Genomic DNA, 16,602 nt, shown 5'->3' with positions numbered 1-16,602 from the left:
AAAAAAACGGTGACGCCAGCATCATGCTGTCGCCACCGTTTATTAAATTACACACTTCACGTTCACATATTAAAAACAAACTTTATTTCGCTTCAACTACGACCGTCACTTTGGTTTTCACGCCAGCATAGCTTACCGTAATTGTTGCTTTACCTTTACCATTAGCCTGGATAATGCCATCTTTCACCGTTGCTGTTGCAATGCGGGATGACTTCCAGAGTGCCGGTTTGGAGACATTTGCTTCGCTGCCATCTGCATACGTTGCTGTTGCCACCACGGTAACTTTGTCACCCGGTTTCATGGTCAGGGTTACCTTATCGGTTTGCAGATATTTCAAAGTATCTACATCGATGGCCACAGTTACGGACTTGCTGCCGTATTTTGCAGTTACTTTCGCTTTACCTGAACCAATTGCTTTTACTTTGCCTTTGGTTACCTGGGCTACTTTGTAGCTGTTGGTTTTCCATTCGGCTTTGTCCGTAACGTCACGTTCGCTGCCGTCGTTAAAATAAGCTACAACAGTAATATCAGCTGTCTCGCCGGATTTCATGGATACGGCAGGCTCCGATGCCTCAATGCGGGCAATGACGTCTACTTCGATCGCGATCGTCACTTTTTGGGAACCATACTCCGCTGTAATGTTGACTTTACCGCTTCCGTTCGCCGTAACCAAACCTTTTTTAACGTCAGCTACACGAGCGTTACTCGTTTTCCAGGTTGCTTCTGAAGTTACATCCAGCGTATTCCCATCTTCATCTGTCCCGGTCAGGGTAATCTGCTGCGTCTCTTTGGAAGCCAGTGCGATAAAGTTTACGTCCGCTTCAAGCCCGCTTGCCATACCAACCTCAACAGACATGGTCAGTGTTTTTCCATCCACTTTAGCAGTAATTGTTGCCTTGCCGACAGCGATACCTTTGACTTCGCCATCTTTGGACACTTCGGCAACCTTATCACTGCTGCTGCTCCACTCTACATCTTCAGTAACAGCTTTGGATGTGTTTCCATATACAGCAAGGACCTCTGCCGTAAAGGTATCACCCACACCGATTGATTTTTTCTTATTTTGCATTTCATATTTGTCCGGGACATCCACACTTACAGTGATTTTGACCGTTTTGCCGCCATAAGCCACTGTAATGGTTGCCTGCCCCGATTTGTAAGCAGTAAGTTTTCCTTCGGATACATACACAATATCTTCATCGCTTGAACTCCACGTTGCTTTGGATGTCACGTTCTCCGTGCTTCCGTCCACATACTCTGCATTGACCGTAAGTTCTTTTTCTTTTGTTCCAGTCAAACTCATTGCCAGTTTATCTTCAACGTCTACAACGTCCAGATAACGTGCCGTGTCTACATCTACCGTTATTTCAACGGTTTTACCACTGTAGCTAGCTTTGACCGTAGTTGTACCTTGGCCAATGGCCGTAACTTGCCCTTTATATACGGTAGCAACCTTTTCATTACTGGACGTCCACACTGCCGTATTGGTTACATCTGCATCTGAACTATCCGGATAGATTGCCGTCAACGTCAGTTGTTTGGAACGATCCGTATTACTCAACTTGAAGAATAACTTTTGCTCATCGATCTTCAGATTGCTCGTCCGGTCCACATCCACATCAATCGAAACCGTCTTAGTGCCGTACTTAGCTGTGATTACAGCAGAACCCGCAGCATAACCCGTGATGGTGCCTTTAAGTACATCAGCAATTTTCTCATCGCTGGAGCTCCAATCTGCAAGAGAAGTTACATCTCTGGTCGTTCCATCTGGATAGGTTGCCGTTATAACGACTTTGTCACTTTTGTTCAACAGCAGGTTCACTTGCTTTTTGTCTGTATCGATCCGCTTCACGACTTCGACATTTACCTCAACGGTAACAGACTGTTTTCCCACCTTACCTGTAATTAGGGCAGTACCTGCGCTTTGGCCAGTGACCTTCCCGTTAACTACAGTCGCTACCTGATCGTCATCAGAAGACCATTCCGCAATTTCGGACACCGATTCAGAAGTGTTATCACTGTAAGTTGCAGTCAATGTGATCTGATCGGATTCTCCTGTACGAATATCAATGGTTTGCTTATCCTTGGTCAACGCCTTAACCTTTTTGGTTACATTCACCTGAATGGATTGAGGCTTATTTTCGTAGGACACGATGACAGTTGCCTGCCCCTCACCTTTGGCTGTAATTGTTCCGTTATATACCGTAGCCACCGCAGTGTCATCACTGCTCCAGCTTGCATTTACTGTAATATTGCTTGTCGAAGCATCCGTGTAGACTCCTGTAGCCGTCACCGAACTGGATTCTCCTACTTCAAGCGCCACTTCATTTTTGGAAACTACAATCTTGGACAGTTCCTTATCTGCCGCAGCGGCCAAGCCTACGTTGGAAATACTCAGCACCAATACCAGCATCATCACCATGTACTTGGTCAATCTTGGCTTTAACATCATTTCCCCCCGATTAATCATCATTTTTTTCCTTAAAGTTAATGTCGGCAAGTTCTTTCCAGATGTTTAGACTTTCAGCGATTTTTCAGGAAAATGATTGGAAATGAATGCTTAAAACTGTCTTTTTCCCAAGGAATCATACCTGCCAGCATTCCGCATAACCTATCTATATTGCTATCTCATAAGCGCGAGCAACTGAATTGTACAGGATGGGAGGGGAAACATGCGGCAGCCTTTTGATTACATCGGATATTGGGAGCAAACATACCGTTCCGGGGAAACTTCTGGACGTGGGTCTTACGGGGTTCTGGCTGAATTCAAGGCCGAGGTCGTGAACCGATTGATCCAGCGAGAGGGCATTTCCAGTGTCATCGAGTTTGGGTGTGGGGACGGCAATCAGCTGCAGTATATGAACTATAAAGAGTACCTGGGTGTAGATGTCGCTGCCTCTTCGGTGCGCCTGTGCGCCTCGAAGTTTGCCACCGATTCCTCCAAAAGCTTCATGCTCTATACACCTGGTCTGTGGATTAACCGGGGCTTTCTGATGGCTGACCTTACGGTCTGCCTTGATGTACTCTACCACATCACCGATGAGACCGATTTCCGCAATACGCTCTATGATATTCTGCATTCATCGAAGGAGTGGGTGGTCCTGTACACACGTTTAAAAGAAAACGGCAATCCGGGTGTCGACACCATTCAGGATCGCAACCTGTTCCATTACCTGTTCGATTATCCCGACTTCAAGGTACAAGAGATCATCCCCCAGCGATATCCCGATCAGTCTTCAGCGGACTTCGTCGTCCTTAGACGCACCCCTTCAAGCAAAAAAACAACTAAATGAAGCAAGCTCAAAGCGAGAAAACCACCCTACAACAGTCCAATGGAAACTGGACTGCGTCAGGTGGTTTCTTATTTGAGCATTTTGCATAAATCCAATAAGCGACTTCCAATCTTTAATATATAGATCGAAATGGTCCTATTCGTCTATATATTGTACCCCGAAGCGAGTGGAATCCATTGATGCAAAATGCTGATTTATGAGGAATCAGGCAGATCGCCCTTTCATTTCTTCATCCCTATGATCGGCGCGATCATTGGATAATTCAATTCCCGAAATGTTGGCCTTAAAATAAACCTGGACGCCCGCGCAGCTTCGCCAGCGCCTCCATATAGAAATAGTCGCCGTATATGATCGGCACGTTCAAACCCCGCCCCTCCGGGTAATGCACCGTTCCCTGCATGATCAGCCCCTCTTCCGCCGCTGACTCGCCTGAGCTGTAGCGCTCATGCAGGCCGCGCACGATGCGCTCCCCCGCTGCGGCATATGCCTCTCCGCGCGGCGACAGCTTCGCCAGCTCCAGCAGACCGCTCGCGGCAATCGCTGCGGCGGACGAGTCCCACGCCACCTGATGCTCCGCTGGTGCGCGAAAATCCCAGAACGGCACGATATCTTCGCCAAGCATGGCGAGGAAGAAATCGGCCGCGCGTTCCGCTGTCTCCAGATAGCGGGCTTCGCCCGTATACCGGTAAGACAGCGCAAAACCATGCAGCGCCCAGGCGGTGCCCCGCGCCCAGGCGGAACCTGGAGCATGGCCCTGTCCGCCATGCTCGCACAGCTTCTGCCCCGTGAGTGGGTCGAACTCCACCACGTGGCAGATGGACCCGTCCGCGCGGATGAACTCACGCGCTACGGTGTCCGCATGTGCTTCCGCCAGCAAGCGGAAGCGGGGGTCTCCGCTCTGCTCGGATGCCCAGTAGAGCAGCGGCAGGTTCATCATGCTGTCAATGATGGCTACGCCGCGTGTATCCATGGTGGACGAGTTGAAGTTCCAGGCACGGATGAACTGGCCGCGCACGTTGAACCGAGCTGCAAACAGATTGGCTGCAAGCATCCCCCGCCGCCGGCTGTCCATACTGCCCGTCTGGCGGTAGGATGCTACGCCGCTAAGCAGCCAGATGAATCCCAGATCATGGTCCACCGAATCAGGATTACGGAGGCAGCCTTCCAGCTGCCGTTCACAGCTTTCGGCAATGCGGGACAACGGGGCGACGGCTCCGTCGTCCGGAGATTCTCCATACACAAGCCACAACAGCCCTGGCCAGAATCCGGCTGTCCACCACTCGGGATCATTCCGGTCATACGTTCCCTGCGGGGAGATATGCGGAAAAGTATCCTTGATTCGCTGTGCATTCCGGAGTGTTTTGTCCGCTCCCTGCCGCCATGCTTCTTCCACCCATGTTACCGATGTTGATGTATTCACGAGCATTGCCTCCTCTTATCATATCCTCTTCTTGCCCTCACACGTGACGTTGCTTCATATATATAAATTGGATAGACTCACATCATTGTCCCAGACGAACCGTAAACGTTATCCGCTGACTATCGCTCAAGACCATCCGTGCTTCCTTTAACATACCATTGCGAGAAGCCACGGTATAATTTTGCAGACGAATCTCCGCTCCTTCATTAAGCACGGTTGATTCCACATACGCTCCCCGGAACTCACTCCGAACACGATCACCGGAGACGGTGATGACCGCCTGCTCCTCTCCATCGCTGAACATCAGCGGGATAACAGCTCCGGCCGCTTCAATCTCCCCTTCGAACTCATATGTGACTGTTAACAAACCCGGCTGCTGTGTATAATACGCCCGAAGGGACTTCAGTCCGACCAATGGACCGATCCAGTCTACCGTAAACCTGTTGGTTTCCTGCCCCTCATCCTCTTCCACGTTGAAAACGATAGCTCCCCCTCCATCGGAAGGGTTGATTCCGGTATCCCGATTATATTCCGATCCGGAAGGGATACCTGCAGCCAGGCTGTGCCACTGACCATCCGGTGTCCGCCAGGCCGGACAATAACTGATCGGCAGGGTTTCCCCTTCTGAAAATTCAGTGAATCCGGACTCGGTATGTCCAGCAGCAGCCGGGCCAATGAGTCCTGGGAGCCCCTGCTGGTGAATCCGTACCAGTCCGGGAACCGTATATGGATCATTCAGAGCCGTATGTAATACCATTTGCTGGCCCGGTACTGAAGCCGTAATCGTCTCAAACCAGCCGTCCATCTGAAGGACTCGCATCCCCACCTCTGACGGAATGGGTAATTCAGCCACTTCATCTCCCGGATCACACAGGTATGCATTGGCCAGTGCCGCAGCCGTCCACAGGGTGTAACACGTATGGTTGGTATATATCTCGTATCCGTGGCGTATTTCCGGAGCATACCGGTTCCGAACGATATGCAGACGGCCGTCCTTCATTTTCCACCGGTCCACGGCAGCAAAACAAAGATTGGCTGCACGAGCAAATACGCCTGCCATCATGGGATCACCCATCTGCTTCGCAGCTGAGGCATGACTGGAGAACACATACGCAGCCGCCGCTTCATTCCATTGATGCTGTGAGCTGCGTCCCCGCGGAGGAATTTCACCCAGCGGAGATAACGTCAGGAGCGAAGTGAAAGCCCCGCGCCGGGTGGACTCAGCCAGGGAAGATGCACATCTTCCATCATATCCGGCGTCCAGCATGACACCCAAGTGGTAGCGGGTAGCAATATCGTACGCAAGCGGACTGTTTGGGCGATCCAGCGGACCATCCTGATACAATCCCAGCGCTGTAAAACGCGGCAGATGATAGCTCTCCAGATAATGATCCATCCATTCGGTCCCTTCACTCGCCAGCTGCTCGCGGTAGCGAAGGTATTCACCTGAAATCATGATTGCATTCCAGTTAATCATCCGGTTGGGGTTGTCCATTTTGGACATTGTAAATACATAGGTTTCTTCCGGTTCAATCTGTTTCAGCCCGGCTGCCCATTGAGTCGCTTGTTCAGGCAGTAGCGGCTTTAGCAGCACGTAGGCTTTTAGCATAAGTATGGGAAAGAAGTCGGCATGATTGTCCGGAACCTCGCCGCGAACAACCAGTGAGATACTGTGGGTCAGCGCAGCTGCAGCCGAGGTGAGCAGATCAGCCCGGCCCTCCTTTACCAGAACAGCAGCTGCAAATGCATAGGCTGGTGTGGAATAATAGCGCTCCCGATCAGAGAAGGGATCCAAAATGGCACCGTTCTCCTGCTGATATCCCGAGTAGGCACGTACAATGTTTTCGATGAGTGCTATTTTACGCGCCCGATTCCATCCACTAGGTTCTACATGCTTGGCCTGTTCCACCTCTGTTCGGAACCTCTCCAGTTCATCTTTCCATGGATATCCTGCATCCGATGTATACGTTAACAAAACAAATCACCCTCATTTCCGATCCCCACTTCAATATGGGACTGAATTGGTTTGAGTCGTCATCAGGTTTCCGTTACATTAAACCGGCCTTATCTGTCTACTGCTTTTATGCCTTATCTTGAATGTATAGTGAATCTTAATCTGCACCAAGTCTCCGCTGCAAAATGATCCCGGGACACCCTGTCGTCATCCGCCGTTTCCCGTAAGGTTAATGCCGTCCGGTAAAATTTCAGGGGCAGGTGGTCGTGATCCACAGTTTCTACCTCTTCCACCCATGCATCCCATAGTTCAGCATCGTAATGCAGGGTCACAACTGCCTTGTTTCCTTCCCACTGGACCATTGCTTCCTGCATGACAGGATGAATTCGGCTGACAAAATGCTCAACGACTCGCGGTTCTTCAATCCGTTGTCCCTCTTCCCGGGGATCAGGGAATTGCTGCCACTGATAATGGTCTTCAAGGAGAAGCTCCGCTTCGGAAGTTCCAGAGGGGCCGCTCCAGCTCAAACGCCTGATATATCTTGCCAGTCTTGGTGCCTCTGGATAAGCCGACGTCAAATCAAATGCGACCTCTATCCCTTGCGGCGACGATTGCCTGGTATATAGTACGCTCGCTTCTGCCTGCCGCCCTGATTGTTGAACCGCTCCTTCAATGACCGGAACGCTATGCCCCCGAGAGCCAATTTGGAAAATGCTTTCCCGGCCAGGTGCGAAATAGGCCTGAGTATACTCGCCTGAACCTGGGTCACAGAGAATGTTTTCTCCTCCGCCATGAAGAATAAAGTGTCCCAGATCATTATGATTATGGGGCTCTGCGTTATGACCGCCCTTTACCGAAAAGGCTGCTGTCATTTCCTCTTGATCTCCTGCTGCCAGTGTCCCTCGGGTTATCAGCCACGTCAGATCCTCCAGGTAAACGAAGGCTGCCGGCTCCTCTGCTGCACTTTTTTCTTCAAATAGAGCCTGATTACTCCATAGTATATTGCGCAGAGCATGGGCCCATCTGCGGCAGGGGTCCTCGGTCAGAAGCGGGATGCGATGCTCCATGTTGAATTGAATCTGCTGCCGCTTGGACAACAGAGAAAGCAGCCCAGGCGGAATCGTCTCCCGCTCACGACTGTCCGAATAATTGACAAACACCCCGCCCGACAGATGAATATTTCCGGGGAAAGCCGCAATGGCTCTCGTTTTGGGATCAGACAACATATCCAGTTCCCCTGCACTGAATATTCGCAGCATTTCTGCAAAATACGCATAAAATCCAAACCCGTATACCCAGTAACCGATACCTTCAGCGCATCCCCCATCTAATCCATAACCGCTCAAAAAGGCATTCATGGAATGAATCGTCTGCTGCACCGCTCTGGCCCTCAGCTGCTCATCTTCCAACAGAAGGAGAGCCGCAATCCCGCAGCCGCCGCTGCACACTGCTGACCAGTTGTGATCCGCGTTCTCCCAACCGTAAGTCCGCTGCTCTCGGTACAACGGGGTGAAGATCCTGCCCTCTATCTCAGCACGCACCATCTTGACCACACGCTCGTCCAAAATGTCATTCAACATGATAATAATCTCTGCAAGCATTTGTGCTGTTTCTGCAGCGAACAAATCGATATGTTCTCTCGCGCCAGCTTCTTCCCCTTCAGGTACATGAGCGGACAGACACCAGGTGTGTTCGGTACAGACACTCCAGATCAGGTCCTCCAGTACGTGCAGGCGCTCGGCAGACGGGGATGCAGCGACCAGTAATCCCAGTGCAGTTAGCCTTCCCCGCCGCTCAAAATAGGCCAGCTCATACGCGTGACGTTCACCTGTCTCCCTGAATTGACGATATAGGGAAAAGGATAGTTCAGGCAGGTTCTCCGTACCCGCCCTCTGTTCATATACTTCTAGATCTGACCAGAAGGAGGCATAGTCGGGATCATTCAACGTGTCAGCCAATCTGTCTTTCCAACGATAGATGTACTCCAAACTACGGGTTGCTCCATGTCTCATGGCCATCATGATGTAATCGGCCGTCCAATTTAATCCAGGGTGAACTGTCATAATAATTCCTCCCTATTTATGTAACCGATTTCATTTTAGCCCATAGTTTAGCAAAAATGAAGGGAGTTCGGACGAATACTTTTGTAAAAAAAATAAATAATGAAAATAACTGAAACTTTTCAGACGTTTTTCTCGTAAAAGGTATGTCGGTACTCATTGTCTATGTATTTTATTCCATTATGAGGACAGGTGAACCATACTGAATACTGAATTATTTAATCAGGCTGTAACTGAACTGCTGCATCGCTCCGATAGCCGTGTGCTTGTCCACGTTGAGCCCCATTTTCCGGACAGTCGTCTCGTCGGTGGTAAATATCACATGGGAAGCCACACCGTGTATTTATATAAAAAAGAAATTATGGAGCAATGCCGAATGCTGTTTGGTTCGCTGGCTCCATTAAAGGCTTATATTTATGTCATTCTGGCTCATGAACTGGGGCATGCCGAGGATGTGGAATTGGTGGATCTGTCCAACCTCCTCGATGGACCTCTTACAGTTTCTGAGCAGGCGGAAATTCGGCTGCGTATTGAAGAAAACGCCTGGCGTTATGCAGAATCCCTGCTATTTGATATGGATCCCGTTTTCTTGCGTACTATCATTGATGAATCCCTGTTCAGTTATCGCCAAGCGATTGAACCACATATCGCCTGACCCGTTAAGTGCGCAGCTCTAACAAACGACAAGGCCAGACTCACCCTTTTCCACAGGTGAGATCTGGCCTTGTTTGCTTGGATTATATGATGTTTCTATTCAATTGATTAATTATTCCGATTACGGGACCGGGCTTGTCCGCCCTTGCGCCCTGCCTCTTCGCGGCTCATTTTGCCATCTTGATCATCGTTTCCATCATTATTGCCCCGGGCGCTTCCGCCCTCCCGTCCAATCTCTTGATAGAACTCACGGTCGTGGGATTTCGAAGTTGCTTCCCCACCTTTGCTGCCGATCTCCTGATAAAAATCTTTGTCATGGTTCTTCGCGGTTGCCTCTCCGCCCTTGCTGCCAATCTCTTGGTAGAACTCCTGATCATGATTCTTGGAGGTTGCTTCTCCACCCTTACGTCCTGCTTCTTCACGGCTCATTTTTCCGTTTTGGTTATTTTGTGCCATTTTGAATTCACTCCTTATCGGGTATTGAGTATAGTATGCTACGCTTTTTAATTACCCTCTCATTTGGGATTAAAACATAAGATTTCTAAATATGTCATTTTTCTATATTTTTTCACGATATCTGATGTAAAAAAAGCAGAAGATCTGCAACAGACCCTCTGCTTCTATTTTATTGAATTTTAAGTGGACTATTCTGTACGACAGACAACCATTGACGGGCGATTAGCTCGTGACCGGCTGCCGTTGGATGTACGCCATCCCATAACCAATAGGATGCGTCAGCCTTTTCAGTGGCCTGATTGAATACATCCTGTAACGGAACCAGCACAGCACTAAATTCAGTGGCAAGCTCGCGAACAAGACGTTGATAGTGACCGATACGCTCCTGCCACATATCCCATCTCTCCACCGTAGCTCCGGTTTTCAAAATAAAGGGCTCCATCAACACAAGACCCGTACCAGGCAGCACTTCCTTCGTTTCCTCCAGCAAGTGTCGGTATGCCCGTCCAAGACGGTCTGTAACCCCACTGGGCTCACCATTCATTGTACGCCAGGCATCATTAACACCGATCAGAATGCTGATCAGGTCCGGCTTCAGGCTGAACGTATCCTCATTCCAGCGTGCATACAGATCGGATGCCCGATCCCCACTGACCCCCCTGTTGTAGAAGCGTGGCTGCTTCCCAGCCAGCTCCGCACCCAATCTGCTTGAGATCAGATAAGCATAGCCGTGCCCCAGAAAATGATTCGGATCATCATTCCGCGATCTTCCCCCGTCTGTAATGGAGTCTCCCTGAAACAATATTACGGATGGACTTGTACTCATGATTCAAACCGTTCCTTCCTCTTATGTAAAATGGAAACCTTAATCCTACAGTCTCCATTTTATCCCTTTCAGGAACAATAGAAAATAGCGTTTTCAAATCTTCAACTAAACGCCTTTCTGGTCTTTGGCCACATATCCTCCGCCCTGATACTTGGTTTCATCCTGCTTATCCGGTGCGCCTCTGCGCTTCGCCTCTTCCCATAGCTCCGCCGCATCATCTTCTGGACGGTATCCAATCTTCTCCTCCAGGTAACCTATATCATAATAATTGTCGGTATTTGCGGAAGTTCCATACAGATTGAGATATCTCATTTCCGGATTGGCCTCAATACAGCACGCGGCGAGCTGCACCATGTCCCTGGGCGAAATCCAGATATGTGCCGAACGCTCGGAATGCGGGTGATCATCCCCCGAGAAGTTGCCAATTCGAATGTTGAATGAAGAAAGGTCATATTTGTCCACATAATATCGGCCGAGCAGTTCAATATAACATTTGCTGAGGCCATAGAAGCTGTCCGGACGATACGGATCATCCACTTCAATATCTTCTCCTGTTCGATAAAAACCGGTAGCATGGTTTGAGCTTGCAAAAATTACGCGCTGAACACCATTCATTCGGGCTGCTTCATATACATGATAAGCTCCGGTTACATTGATAGGCAGAACTTTTCCCAAGAAGTCCTCTTCATCCTTCGCCCACGCAATATGCAGCACCGTATGCACTCCCTGCATTAGTTCTTTCAGACGGTCCGCATCCGTGACATCCATTGCTACTATGCCTGCCCCAGGATCATCATTCAGGTCTGCCGCAACAATATCATACTTATCCATGCCCCTCAGACCTTCCAGGAGACTGCGACCGATGACGCCCGCAGCTCCAGTGATCAACAACTTTTTCCTCGTATGCTCCATTCATCTCGCTCCCTTCATTGGTGACGGATATTAAGTTCAACCCAATATATGTCTATAGAACATTATTAACCGTTAGCCTGAAGGAATTACCTGTACACATGAAGTCCTCTATCCCATCCAGTATCGCAGAATCATCATCGCTACAATTCCAACAAGAACGGTACCTAGAAGGCTTCGGGTCCAGATCGCCACGACGAAGGTAGGCAGGGCCGCCCATAGCGCAGCATTTTGTGTGAGCGGCACCAGTTGGCTGCCAGACATAAAGAGCTCCTGACCAATCAGGGCTGCCATTACGGCTACCGGTACATATTCCAGCCAGCGGAGCAGCCATACCGGAATCTGTATTTTGCTGAACAGCATCAGCGGCAGCACCCGGGGAATAAAGGTCAACAATGCAGACCCGATAATGATCCAAAATACATCCCATCTTACTTCCATCTTTCCATCACAACTCCCATCGTTGCTGCGACGACTGCAGCCACTATTACGCTCATGCTGCCCAAGGAGGCCATGCTCGCGAATACAACGCATACTACCGAGATTACCGCTACATAGATGTGCAGCTTTCTGTTTTTTCGATGAATTAACTGCAGTACGATCAGGCCGATAAACATGGCGGGCAGGGCAAAGTCCAGCCCATACTGCTCCGGATTCGTAATCCAGCGCCCAAAATAAGCACCTGCCATGTTGGCCGCGAACCAATTCAGATATGCTGTAATATTCAATCCATGCATCCACCGTTCACTCAACGATTGGCGGCCAACTGCACGTGTCATGGCTACTCCGAACGATTCATCGGTGAGCAGGGAACCAATCCACATGTTTTTGAGTGGAGTCAGATGCCTGAAATACGGGGAGACCGCCGCACTGAGTAACAAGTGACGCAAATTGACAAAGAATATGGTGAATATGATGGCTGCTGCCGATCCATTCGATGCCAGCATGCCTGCGGCAATAAACTGGGCCGAACCTGCATATAGAATCAGACTCAGCAGGGCTGTTTCTGCCAGACTGAGACCTGCGGTCATTTCGATTACACCCGCTGCAAAACCGATGCTTAGATACCCCAGTAGCGTTGGAATACAATCTTTTACTCCCTGCATAAAGGTGGCATTGTCCGAAGTTTCCATGATGTCTTGTGGTTCCGATGCCAAGGGCATTGTTTTATTCAATTCTGCTGCAACTCCTTCTCTTCCCTTTGGGTGATGTTTGTTCGTGTCCTTTATATTAATTCAGAAATATACCACAAGATGAGATATTGAGGGAGAGACAGATTTCTTTTTCACAGAACAGATGGGATCTATATGGGCATACAAAAAGCCCATTACCTTTTAAAGTAATGGACTTCAAATAGCTGGAGACATCTCTTGTTGATGATTACTCACCAGAGTCTTTTTTATCTCCGTGATATCCTTGTTCACCGTATGGCTCAAGCTGATCCATCCAGCGATTTAGACATTTGGCCAAGGCATCCTTCGTATCGAAATAGGGATTATCCTCTTTTTTCAATACTTCCAGCACTTCAATGGTGAATGCATCATCCCCATATTCATTCCACTCTGCCTGCAGCTGTTTATTCAGATGACTGCCCATTTGCAGCATGAATTTCTGACCATTAATCGTCTTGAGATTCAATGTGCTGTCCAAAAAGACTTTACCGTTGCGTTCATTGCGGATTTGGTAAACTCCCGCTTCGGTCTTGACCTCTTTGGCCTGTTCCTGAAGTTCCTTGCGCCGATTCATTTCTTCGTTCTCTCCTTTCCTGCTTCCCGTTTCTGATTTCTTGTCACTCTTCTTCTGTTCAATCTCAGCTGAGAGGTTCAGCCAGTACTGACTTCCATCCTCTTTACGATTCATGAATCCGTAGTCAATCAAATACCTTCTTAGCTCCACGTAATCGTCATAAACTTGTTTTAACAGCTCATTAACCTGTTTCTCGGTATACTGATGGTCCGGCTCAAACCGTTTGGCAATTTCAGTAAGAACAATGAATTTATGCTTTTGCTGCATGTGAAAACTCGACAGGGGACCATCTGTCCCTTCAGGGAAATACTTGCCAAGCACTTTTTCCCGGTCCTGTTCCGAAATATCAAATTGTTTGGCGTTGATCGTATGCACCTGTCTTGTGACAGGCAAGACCAGTTCGGCAGGCGCGTAGTCATCCTTGCTTTTGAGCAGTTCCATCAATGCCAGGAAGATTTTCGCCTGCCGCTCTTTCTCCTTCAGCACAAACCGATGATTTCGAATGGTAGAGGCACTTCCGATCCCGAGAGCCTTCTGCACTTCGGTATCCTTCTTCCCCTCATAAAACTGGCCAAGCAGCCCCCGCTGCACATCGGACAGGCCCGTCACACTTTTATCCAGCTCCAACAGATATTCAAATACCGACCCATGAGCCTTCTCGATATGAACACGCATATAACGCTCTGCTTCATAGAGGACGCCTTCCTCGGGATAGATGATGCCCGCTTCCGTTTTATGGCCGCAGCAGATACATGTGAATGTTGGCCCTTCTGTGAGATATCCCCGCTTGATCTCTTCGAGCGTGGCCGTCTGCAACAATGGTTCCGATGATTTCATTGAACGATCTCCTTTACTTCTTTTACATGCTTATAATCAAACACAGAATTATTTAATTTGTTTGTTTATTTATAGATATAATATACTTTTGTTTGTTTTATGTCAATTCATATAAACTGGTTCACTGAAAAAAGGCCCCTGCCTAGGCAGTGATAACCTTAAGTTGGTTTCTTACGTCATGACATATCCTCTACAGACAAAAAAGAAAAAGACTACAGGATTTTAAGTCCTGTAGTCTAAATTGTCGCCAGCTTCGGTAAAGCTGAGCATCCGATTATAATTTGAAGCGTTCGATCATGCTCTGCAGATCTTCAGCCATTCGGGACAAAGCGGCAGATGAAGCTGCAACTTCTTCCATCGTGGCAAGCTGCTCCTGTGCAGCGGCAGAACCATCTTCCGTCCCGGAAGCAATCTGATCGGATAATACGATGGTATCATTCACTGCTTTGGTGACGTGGTTCATTCCACCATCGATCTGACGAGAGGCTGCGGACACTTCTCCGGCTTGTGCAGCAACAAGCTGCACAGCATCACGAATCGTGCGGAATGCATCCCCTGCTTCCGTAATAAGCTCTGAACCTTTGATCATGCCTTCCCCTGTGCGTGCAAAGGTAGACTGTACCGCGTACGTTCTCTCCTGCATTTCAAGCATTAATTCATTAATGCGCTCAGCAGAGCTGCCCGAATTTTGTGCCAAAGCTTTGACCTCATTAGCTACAACGGCAAATCCGCGCCCTTGCTCTCCTGCTCGTGCTGCTTCAATGGTTGCATTCAATGCAAGGATATTGGTTTGTTTGGCTATCGTGGTAATTTCGGCAACGATCTGAACAATCTCTTCATTTTTCGCCCGGAGATCCTCAATAACTGCTGCCATAGCTTCACTCTCTTCATTGACCTGCTGAATATGAGCGACTGCCTCCTCCACAGTAACCATCCCGGCTTCAGACTTGACCGATGCCTCCCCTGCAATGCGGGCTGCTTCCTCTGCACTTGAGGAGATCTCTTTGACTCCAATGGACATCTCTCCGACAAGCTGCCCTGTTGCCGCAAGACTGTCGTTTTGTTTGGTTGTTCCTTCTGCTGCATTCTGCATCAGTTCAGCGACCTGTTCCGTTGCTTTGGACGTCTGTTCCGAACTGGCCATCAATTCCTCGGAAGATGCTGCGAGCTGGCTTGATGTATCGTGCACTTCTCCAAGAACATTGCGCAGTGAAGTCGTCATGGTATCGAAACTGTCTCCCAGCTGTCCAAACTCATCCCGCCGTTTCAGCCCTACGTGAACCGTAAGGTCCCCGGCGCTTACCTTGGATGCGGCCTGGGTCAGCTGCTGCAGCGGACGAATAATTCCTCGGATGATGAATATGAGCAGGATCATTCCAATGACCAATGAACTTCCCACAAGTGTGTAGGTTCGAATCATAATCGGTCTAACCGCTTCATCTGCTTCAGAAGGAAGCATTTCACCGACAATTTTCCATCCCGTCGCCGGGTTGGTGAAATATACAGCTTCCACTTCTTGTCCTTCATACGTATACTTCACGGTTCCCTTGTCGCTAGTATACATTTGATTAATATAATCTTGGTCTGACTGCACACCCGATTCGATATTGTAATGGAACAGGAATTTCCCGCCATTGTCCAGCATATACAGCTTTCCTTTTTCACCAATATGAATCTGATCTACGTTTTCTTTCAAGTGGTTAAGACTTACGTTGGCTCCAAATACACCTTTACCGTCAGCCAGCTTGGCAGAAGCAGTCACAACCCACTCTCCTGTTGTTGCCGACTGGAATGTGTCCGAAATGATAGGCTCACTCGCTGCCATACCCATCGTATACCAGCTGCGTTCCCGTGGATCATAGATCTGTTGTCCAGGATCAGGAGACTTCATCCAGCTTCCATCCTCGGCACCAATCGTCAGTACGCCCAGTTCTTTATGGGTTTGGGACATATGATCCATTTGTTTTTGCAGTGCTGGTGATTTATTAATAACATCCTCAGAAGTAAAACCCGCAGCGAGCTGTGCGGCGTTATCCTTCTCCATGTTGAGCATCTGATCAATCTGTAAACTGAGCATCTCTGTTTTGGCCTGTGCAGAATGCAGGAGTTCTTCCCTGACCCGCTCTGCGGCTTTATCATAAGATAACCAACCAACGGTGATGCTTGGCACGATCAAAAACAGGAGCAGTGCAGCGATCAGACGTTTTTTTACGGTTGGCACAAACCATTGTTGAAACCTTTTCTTCATTTAACTATCCCCCATCATCATCTTCACCTTTCTTTTTATCGGACGAACATCATGAAAACATTATGTATGAATACTAAATATCGTCGAAATTCCATTATTTCTGTTAGGCTCTTAAGTTTGCTGGCTCTCCATCCGTTTTGACCCCCTCTACGAGATCGTTTACAATATTGCGTAAGCTGGTTATCTATGAAAAGTCTGG

Annotated in this window: 13 protein-coding genes; 2 read left to right on the top strand and 11 right to left on the bottom strand. The window is 48.8% G+C overall.

All coding sequences use genetic code 11. The annotated features are described in order from the left end of the window. Positions 1-82: 82 nt before the first annotated feature. Positions 83-2,449 carry an Ig-like domain-containing protein gene (locus AAIH57_RS24345; RefSeq protein WP_430023300.1) on the bottom strand — a complete coding sequence of 789 codons (2,367 nt, stop codon included), beginning with the start codon at positions 2,447-2,449 and terminating at the stop codon, positions 83-85. A 223-nt stretch (positions 2,450-2,672) separates the two neighbouring features. Between AAIH57_RS24345 and AAIH57_RS24340 the strand changes: the two genes are divergently transcribed. Next, positions 2,673-3,293: a class I SAM-dependent methyltransferase gene (locus tag AAIH57_RS24340; protein ID WP_430023299.1), complete on the top strand. Its 621-nt coding sequence runs from the start codon at positions 2,673-2,675 to the stop codon at positions 3,291-3,293. Between the two features lie 283 nt (positions 3,294-3,576). Here AAIH57_RS24340 and AAIH57_RS24335 read toward each other — a convergent pair whose 3' ends face one another. The 3 genes from AAIH57_RS24335 to AAIH57_RS24325 form a co-directional block, all read right to left on the bottom strand. Next, entirely contained in the window at positions 3,577-4,719 is a 1,143-nt protein-coding gene (locus tag AAIH57_RS24335; RefSeq protein WP_175395912.1) for a glycoside hydrolase family 88 protein, read from the bottom strand. 76 nt (positions 4,720-4,795) lie between these two features. Further along, positions 4,796-6,688, bottom strand: coding sequence for a glycosyl hydrolase (locus AAIH57_RS24330; protein ID WP_430023298.1), 1,893 nt, complete (start codon positions 6,686-6,688; stop codon positions 4,796-4,798). 113 nt (positions 6,689-6,801) lie between these two features. Next, positions 6,802-8,730 (bottom strand): heparinase II/III domain-containing protein, encoded by a 1,929-nt coding sequence (locus tag AAIH57_RS24325; protein ID WP_430023296.1) that lies wholly within the window; start codon positions 8,728-8,730, stop codon positions 6,802-6,804. Between the two features lie 334 nt (positions 8,731-9,064). Here AAIH57_RS24325 and AAIH57_RS24320 point away from each other — a divergent pair, with 334 nt between their 5' ends. Continuing rightward, positions 9,065-9,382, top strand: a complete 318-nt coding sequence (locus AAIH57_RS24320; RefSeq protein WP_246310869.1) for a hypothetical protein — start codon at positions 9,065-9,067, stop codon at positions 9,380-9,382. 107 nt (positions 9,383-9,489) lie between these two features. Here AAIH57_RS24320 and AAIH57_RS24315 read toward each other — a convergent pair whose 3' ends face one another. The 7 genes from AAIH57_RS24315 to AAIH57_RS24285 form a co-directional block, all read right to left on the bottom strand. After that, positions 9,490-9,837: a KGG domain-containing protein gene (locus AAIH57_RS24315; protein WP_062322363.1), complete on the bottom strand. Its 348-nt coding sequence runs from the start codon at positions 9,835-9,837 to the stop codon at positions 9,490-9,492. Positions 9,838-10,006: 169 nt separating this feature from the next. Continuing rightward, positions 10,007-10,663, bottom strand: coding sequence for an SGNH/GDSL hydrolase family protein (locus tag AAIH57_RS24310; protein ID WP_430023295.1), 657 nt, complete (start codon positions 10,661-10,663; stop codon positions 10,007-10,009). Positions 10,664-10,768: 105 nt separating this feature from the next. Continuing rightward, the gene (locus AAIH57_RS24305) at positions 10,769-11,575 is read right to left on the bottom strand and encodes an NAD-dependent epimerase/dehydratase family protein (RefSeq protein WP_430023294.1); all 807 of its coding nucleotides are present in this window, start codon (positions 11,573-11,575) and stop codon (positions 10,769-10,771) included. Positions 11,576-11,683: 108 nt separating this feature from the next. Next, on the bottom strand, positions 11,684-12,013 hold the full coding sequence (locus tag AAIH57_RS24300) for an AzlD domain-containing protein (RefSeq protein WP_430023293.1): 330 nt from the start codon (positions 12,011-12,013) through the stop codon (positions 11,684-11,686). Continuing rightward, positions 12,004-12,735 carry an AzlC family ABC transporter permease gene (locus AAIH57_RS24295; RefSeq protein ID WP_430023483.1) on the bottom strand — a complete coding sequence of 244 codons (732 nt, stop codon included), beginning with the start codon at positions 12,733-12,735 and terminating at the stop codon, positions 12,004-12,006. Before AAIH57_RS24295 ends, AAIH57_RS24300 begins: the two co-directional genes overlap by 10 nt. Before the next feature lie 217 nt (positions 12,736-12,952). Continuing rightward, entirely contained in the window at positions 12,953-14,155 is a 1,203-nt protein-coding gene (locus AAIH57_RS24290; protein ID WP_430023292.1) for a DUF2087 domain-containing protein, read from the bottom strand. A 274-nt stretch (positions 14,156-14,429) separates the two neighbouring features. After that, entirely contained in the window at positions 14,430-16,403 is a 1,974-nt protein-coding gene (locus AAIH57_RS24285) for a methyl-accepting chemotaxis protein (RefSeq protein WP_430023291.1), read from the bottom strand. Positions 16,404-16,602: the final 199 nt, after the last annotated feature.

Source organism: Paenibacillus sp. MABNR03 (assembly GCF_050455445.1).
Lineage (GTDB): Bacteria > Bacillota > Bacilli > Paenibacillales > Paenibacillaceae > Paenibacillus > Paenibacillus xylanilyticus.
The sequence above is the reverse complement of the archived record's forward strand: the minus strand, read 5'-3'. Positions and strand labels throughout refer to the sequence as shown.

Bases quoted from the DNA above. Each gene is read 5' to 3' on its own strand.
- AAIH57_RS24345 (WP_430023300.1), bottom strand. From the start codon at position 2,449: ATGTTAAAGCCAAGATTGACCAAGTACATGGTGATGATGCTGGTATTG.
- AAIH57_RS24340 (WP_430023299.1), top strand. From the start codon at position 2,673: ATGCGGCAGCCTTTTGATTACATCGGATATTGGGAGCAAACATACCGT.
- AAIH57_RS24335 (WP_175395912.1), bottom strand. From the start codon at position 4,719: ATGCTCGTGAATACATCAACATCGGTAACATGGGTGGAAGAAGCATGG.
- AAIH57_RS24325 (WP_430023296.1), bottom strand. From the start codon at position 8,730: ATGACAGTTCACCCTGGATTAAATTGGACGGCCGATTACATCATGATG.
- AAIH57_RS24315 (WP_062322363.1), bottom strand. From the start codon at position 9,837: ATGGCACAAAATAACCAAAACGGAAAAATGAGCCGTGAAGAAGCAGGA.
- AAIH57_RS24310 (WP_430023295.1), bottom strand. From the start codon at position 10,663: ATGAGTACAAGTCCATCCGTAATATTGTTTCAGGGAGACTCCATTACA.
- AAIH57_RS24305 (WP_430023294.1), bottom strand. From the start codon at position 11,575: ATGGAGCATACGAGGAAAAAGTTGTTGATCACTGGAGCTGCGGGCGTC.
- AAIH57_RS24300 (WP_430023293.1), bottom strand. From the start codon at position 12,013: ATGGAAGTAAGATGGGATGTATTTTGGATCATTATCGGGTCTGCATTG.
- AAIH57_RS24295 (WP_430023483.1), bottom strand. From the start codon at position 12,735: ATGCCCTTGGCATCGGAACCACAAGACATCATGGAAACTTCGGACAAT.
- AAIH57_RS24290 (WP_430023292.1), bottom strand. From the start codon at position 14,155: ATGAAATCATCGGAACCATTGTTGCAGACGGCCACGCTCGAAGAGATC.
- AAIH57_RS24285 (WP_430023291.1), bottom strand. From the start codon at position 16,403: ATGAAGAAAAGGTTTCAACAATGGTTTGTGCCAACCGTAAAAAAACGT.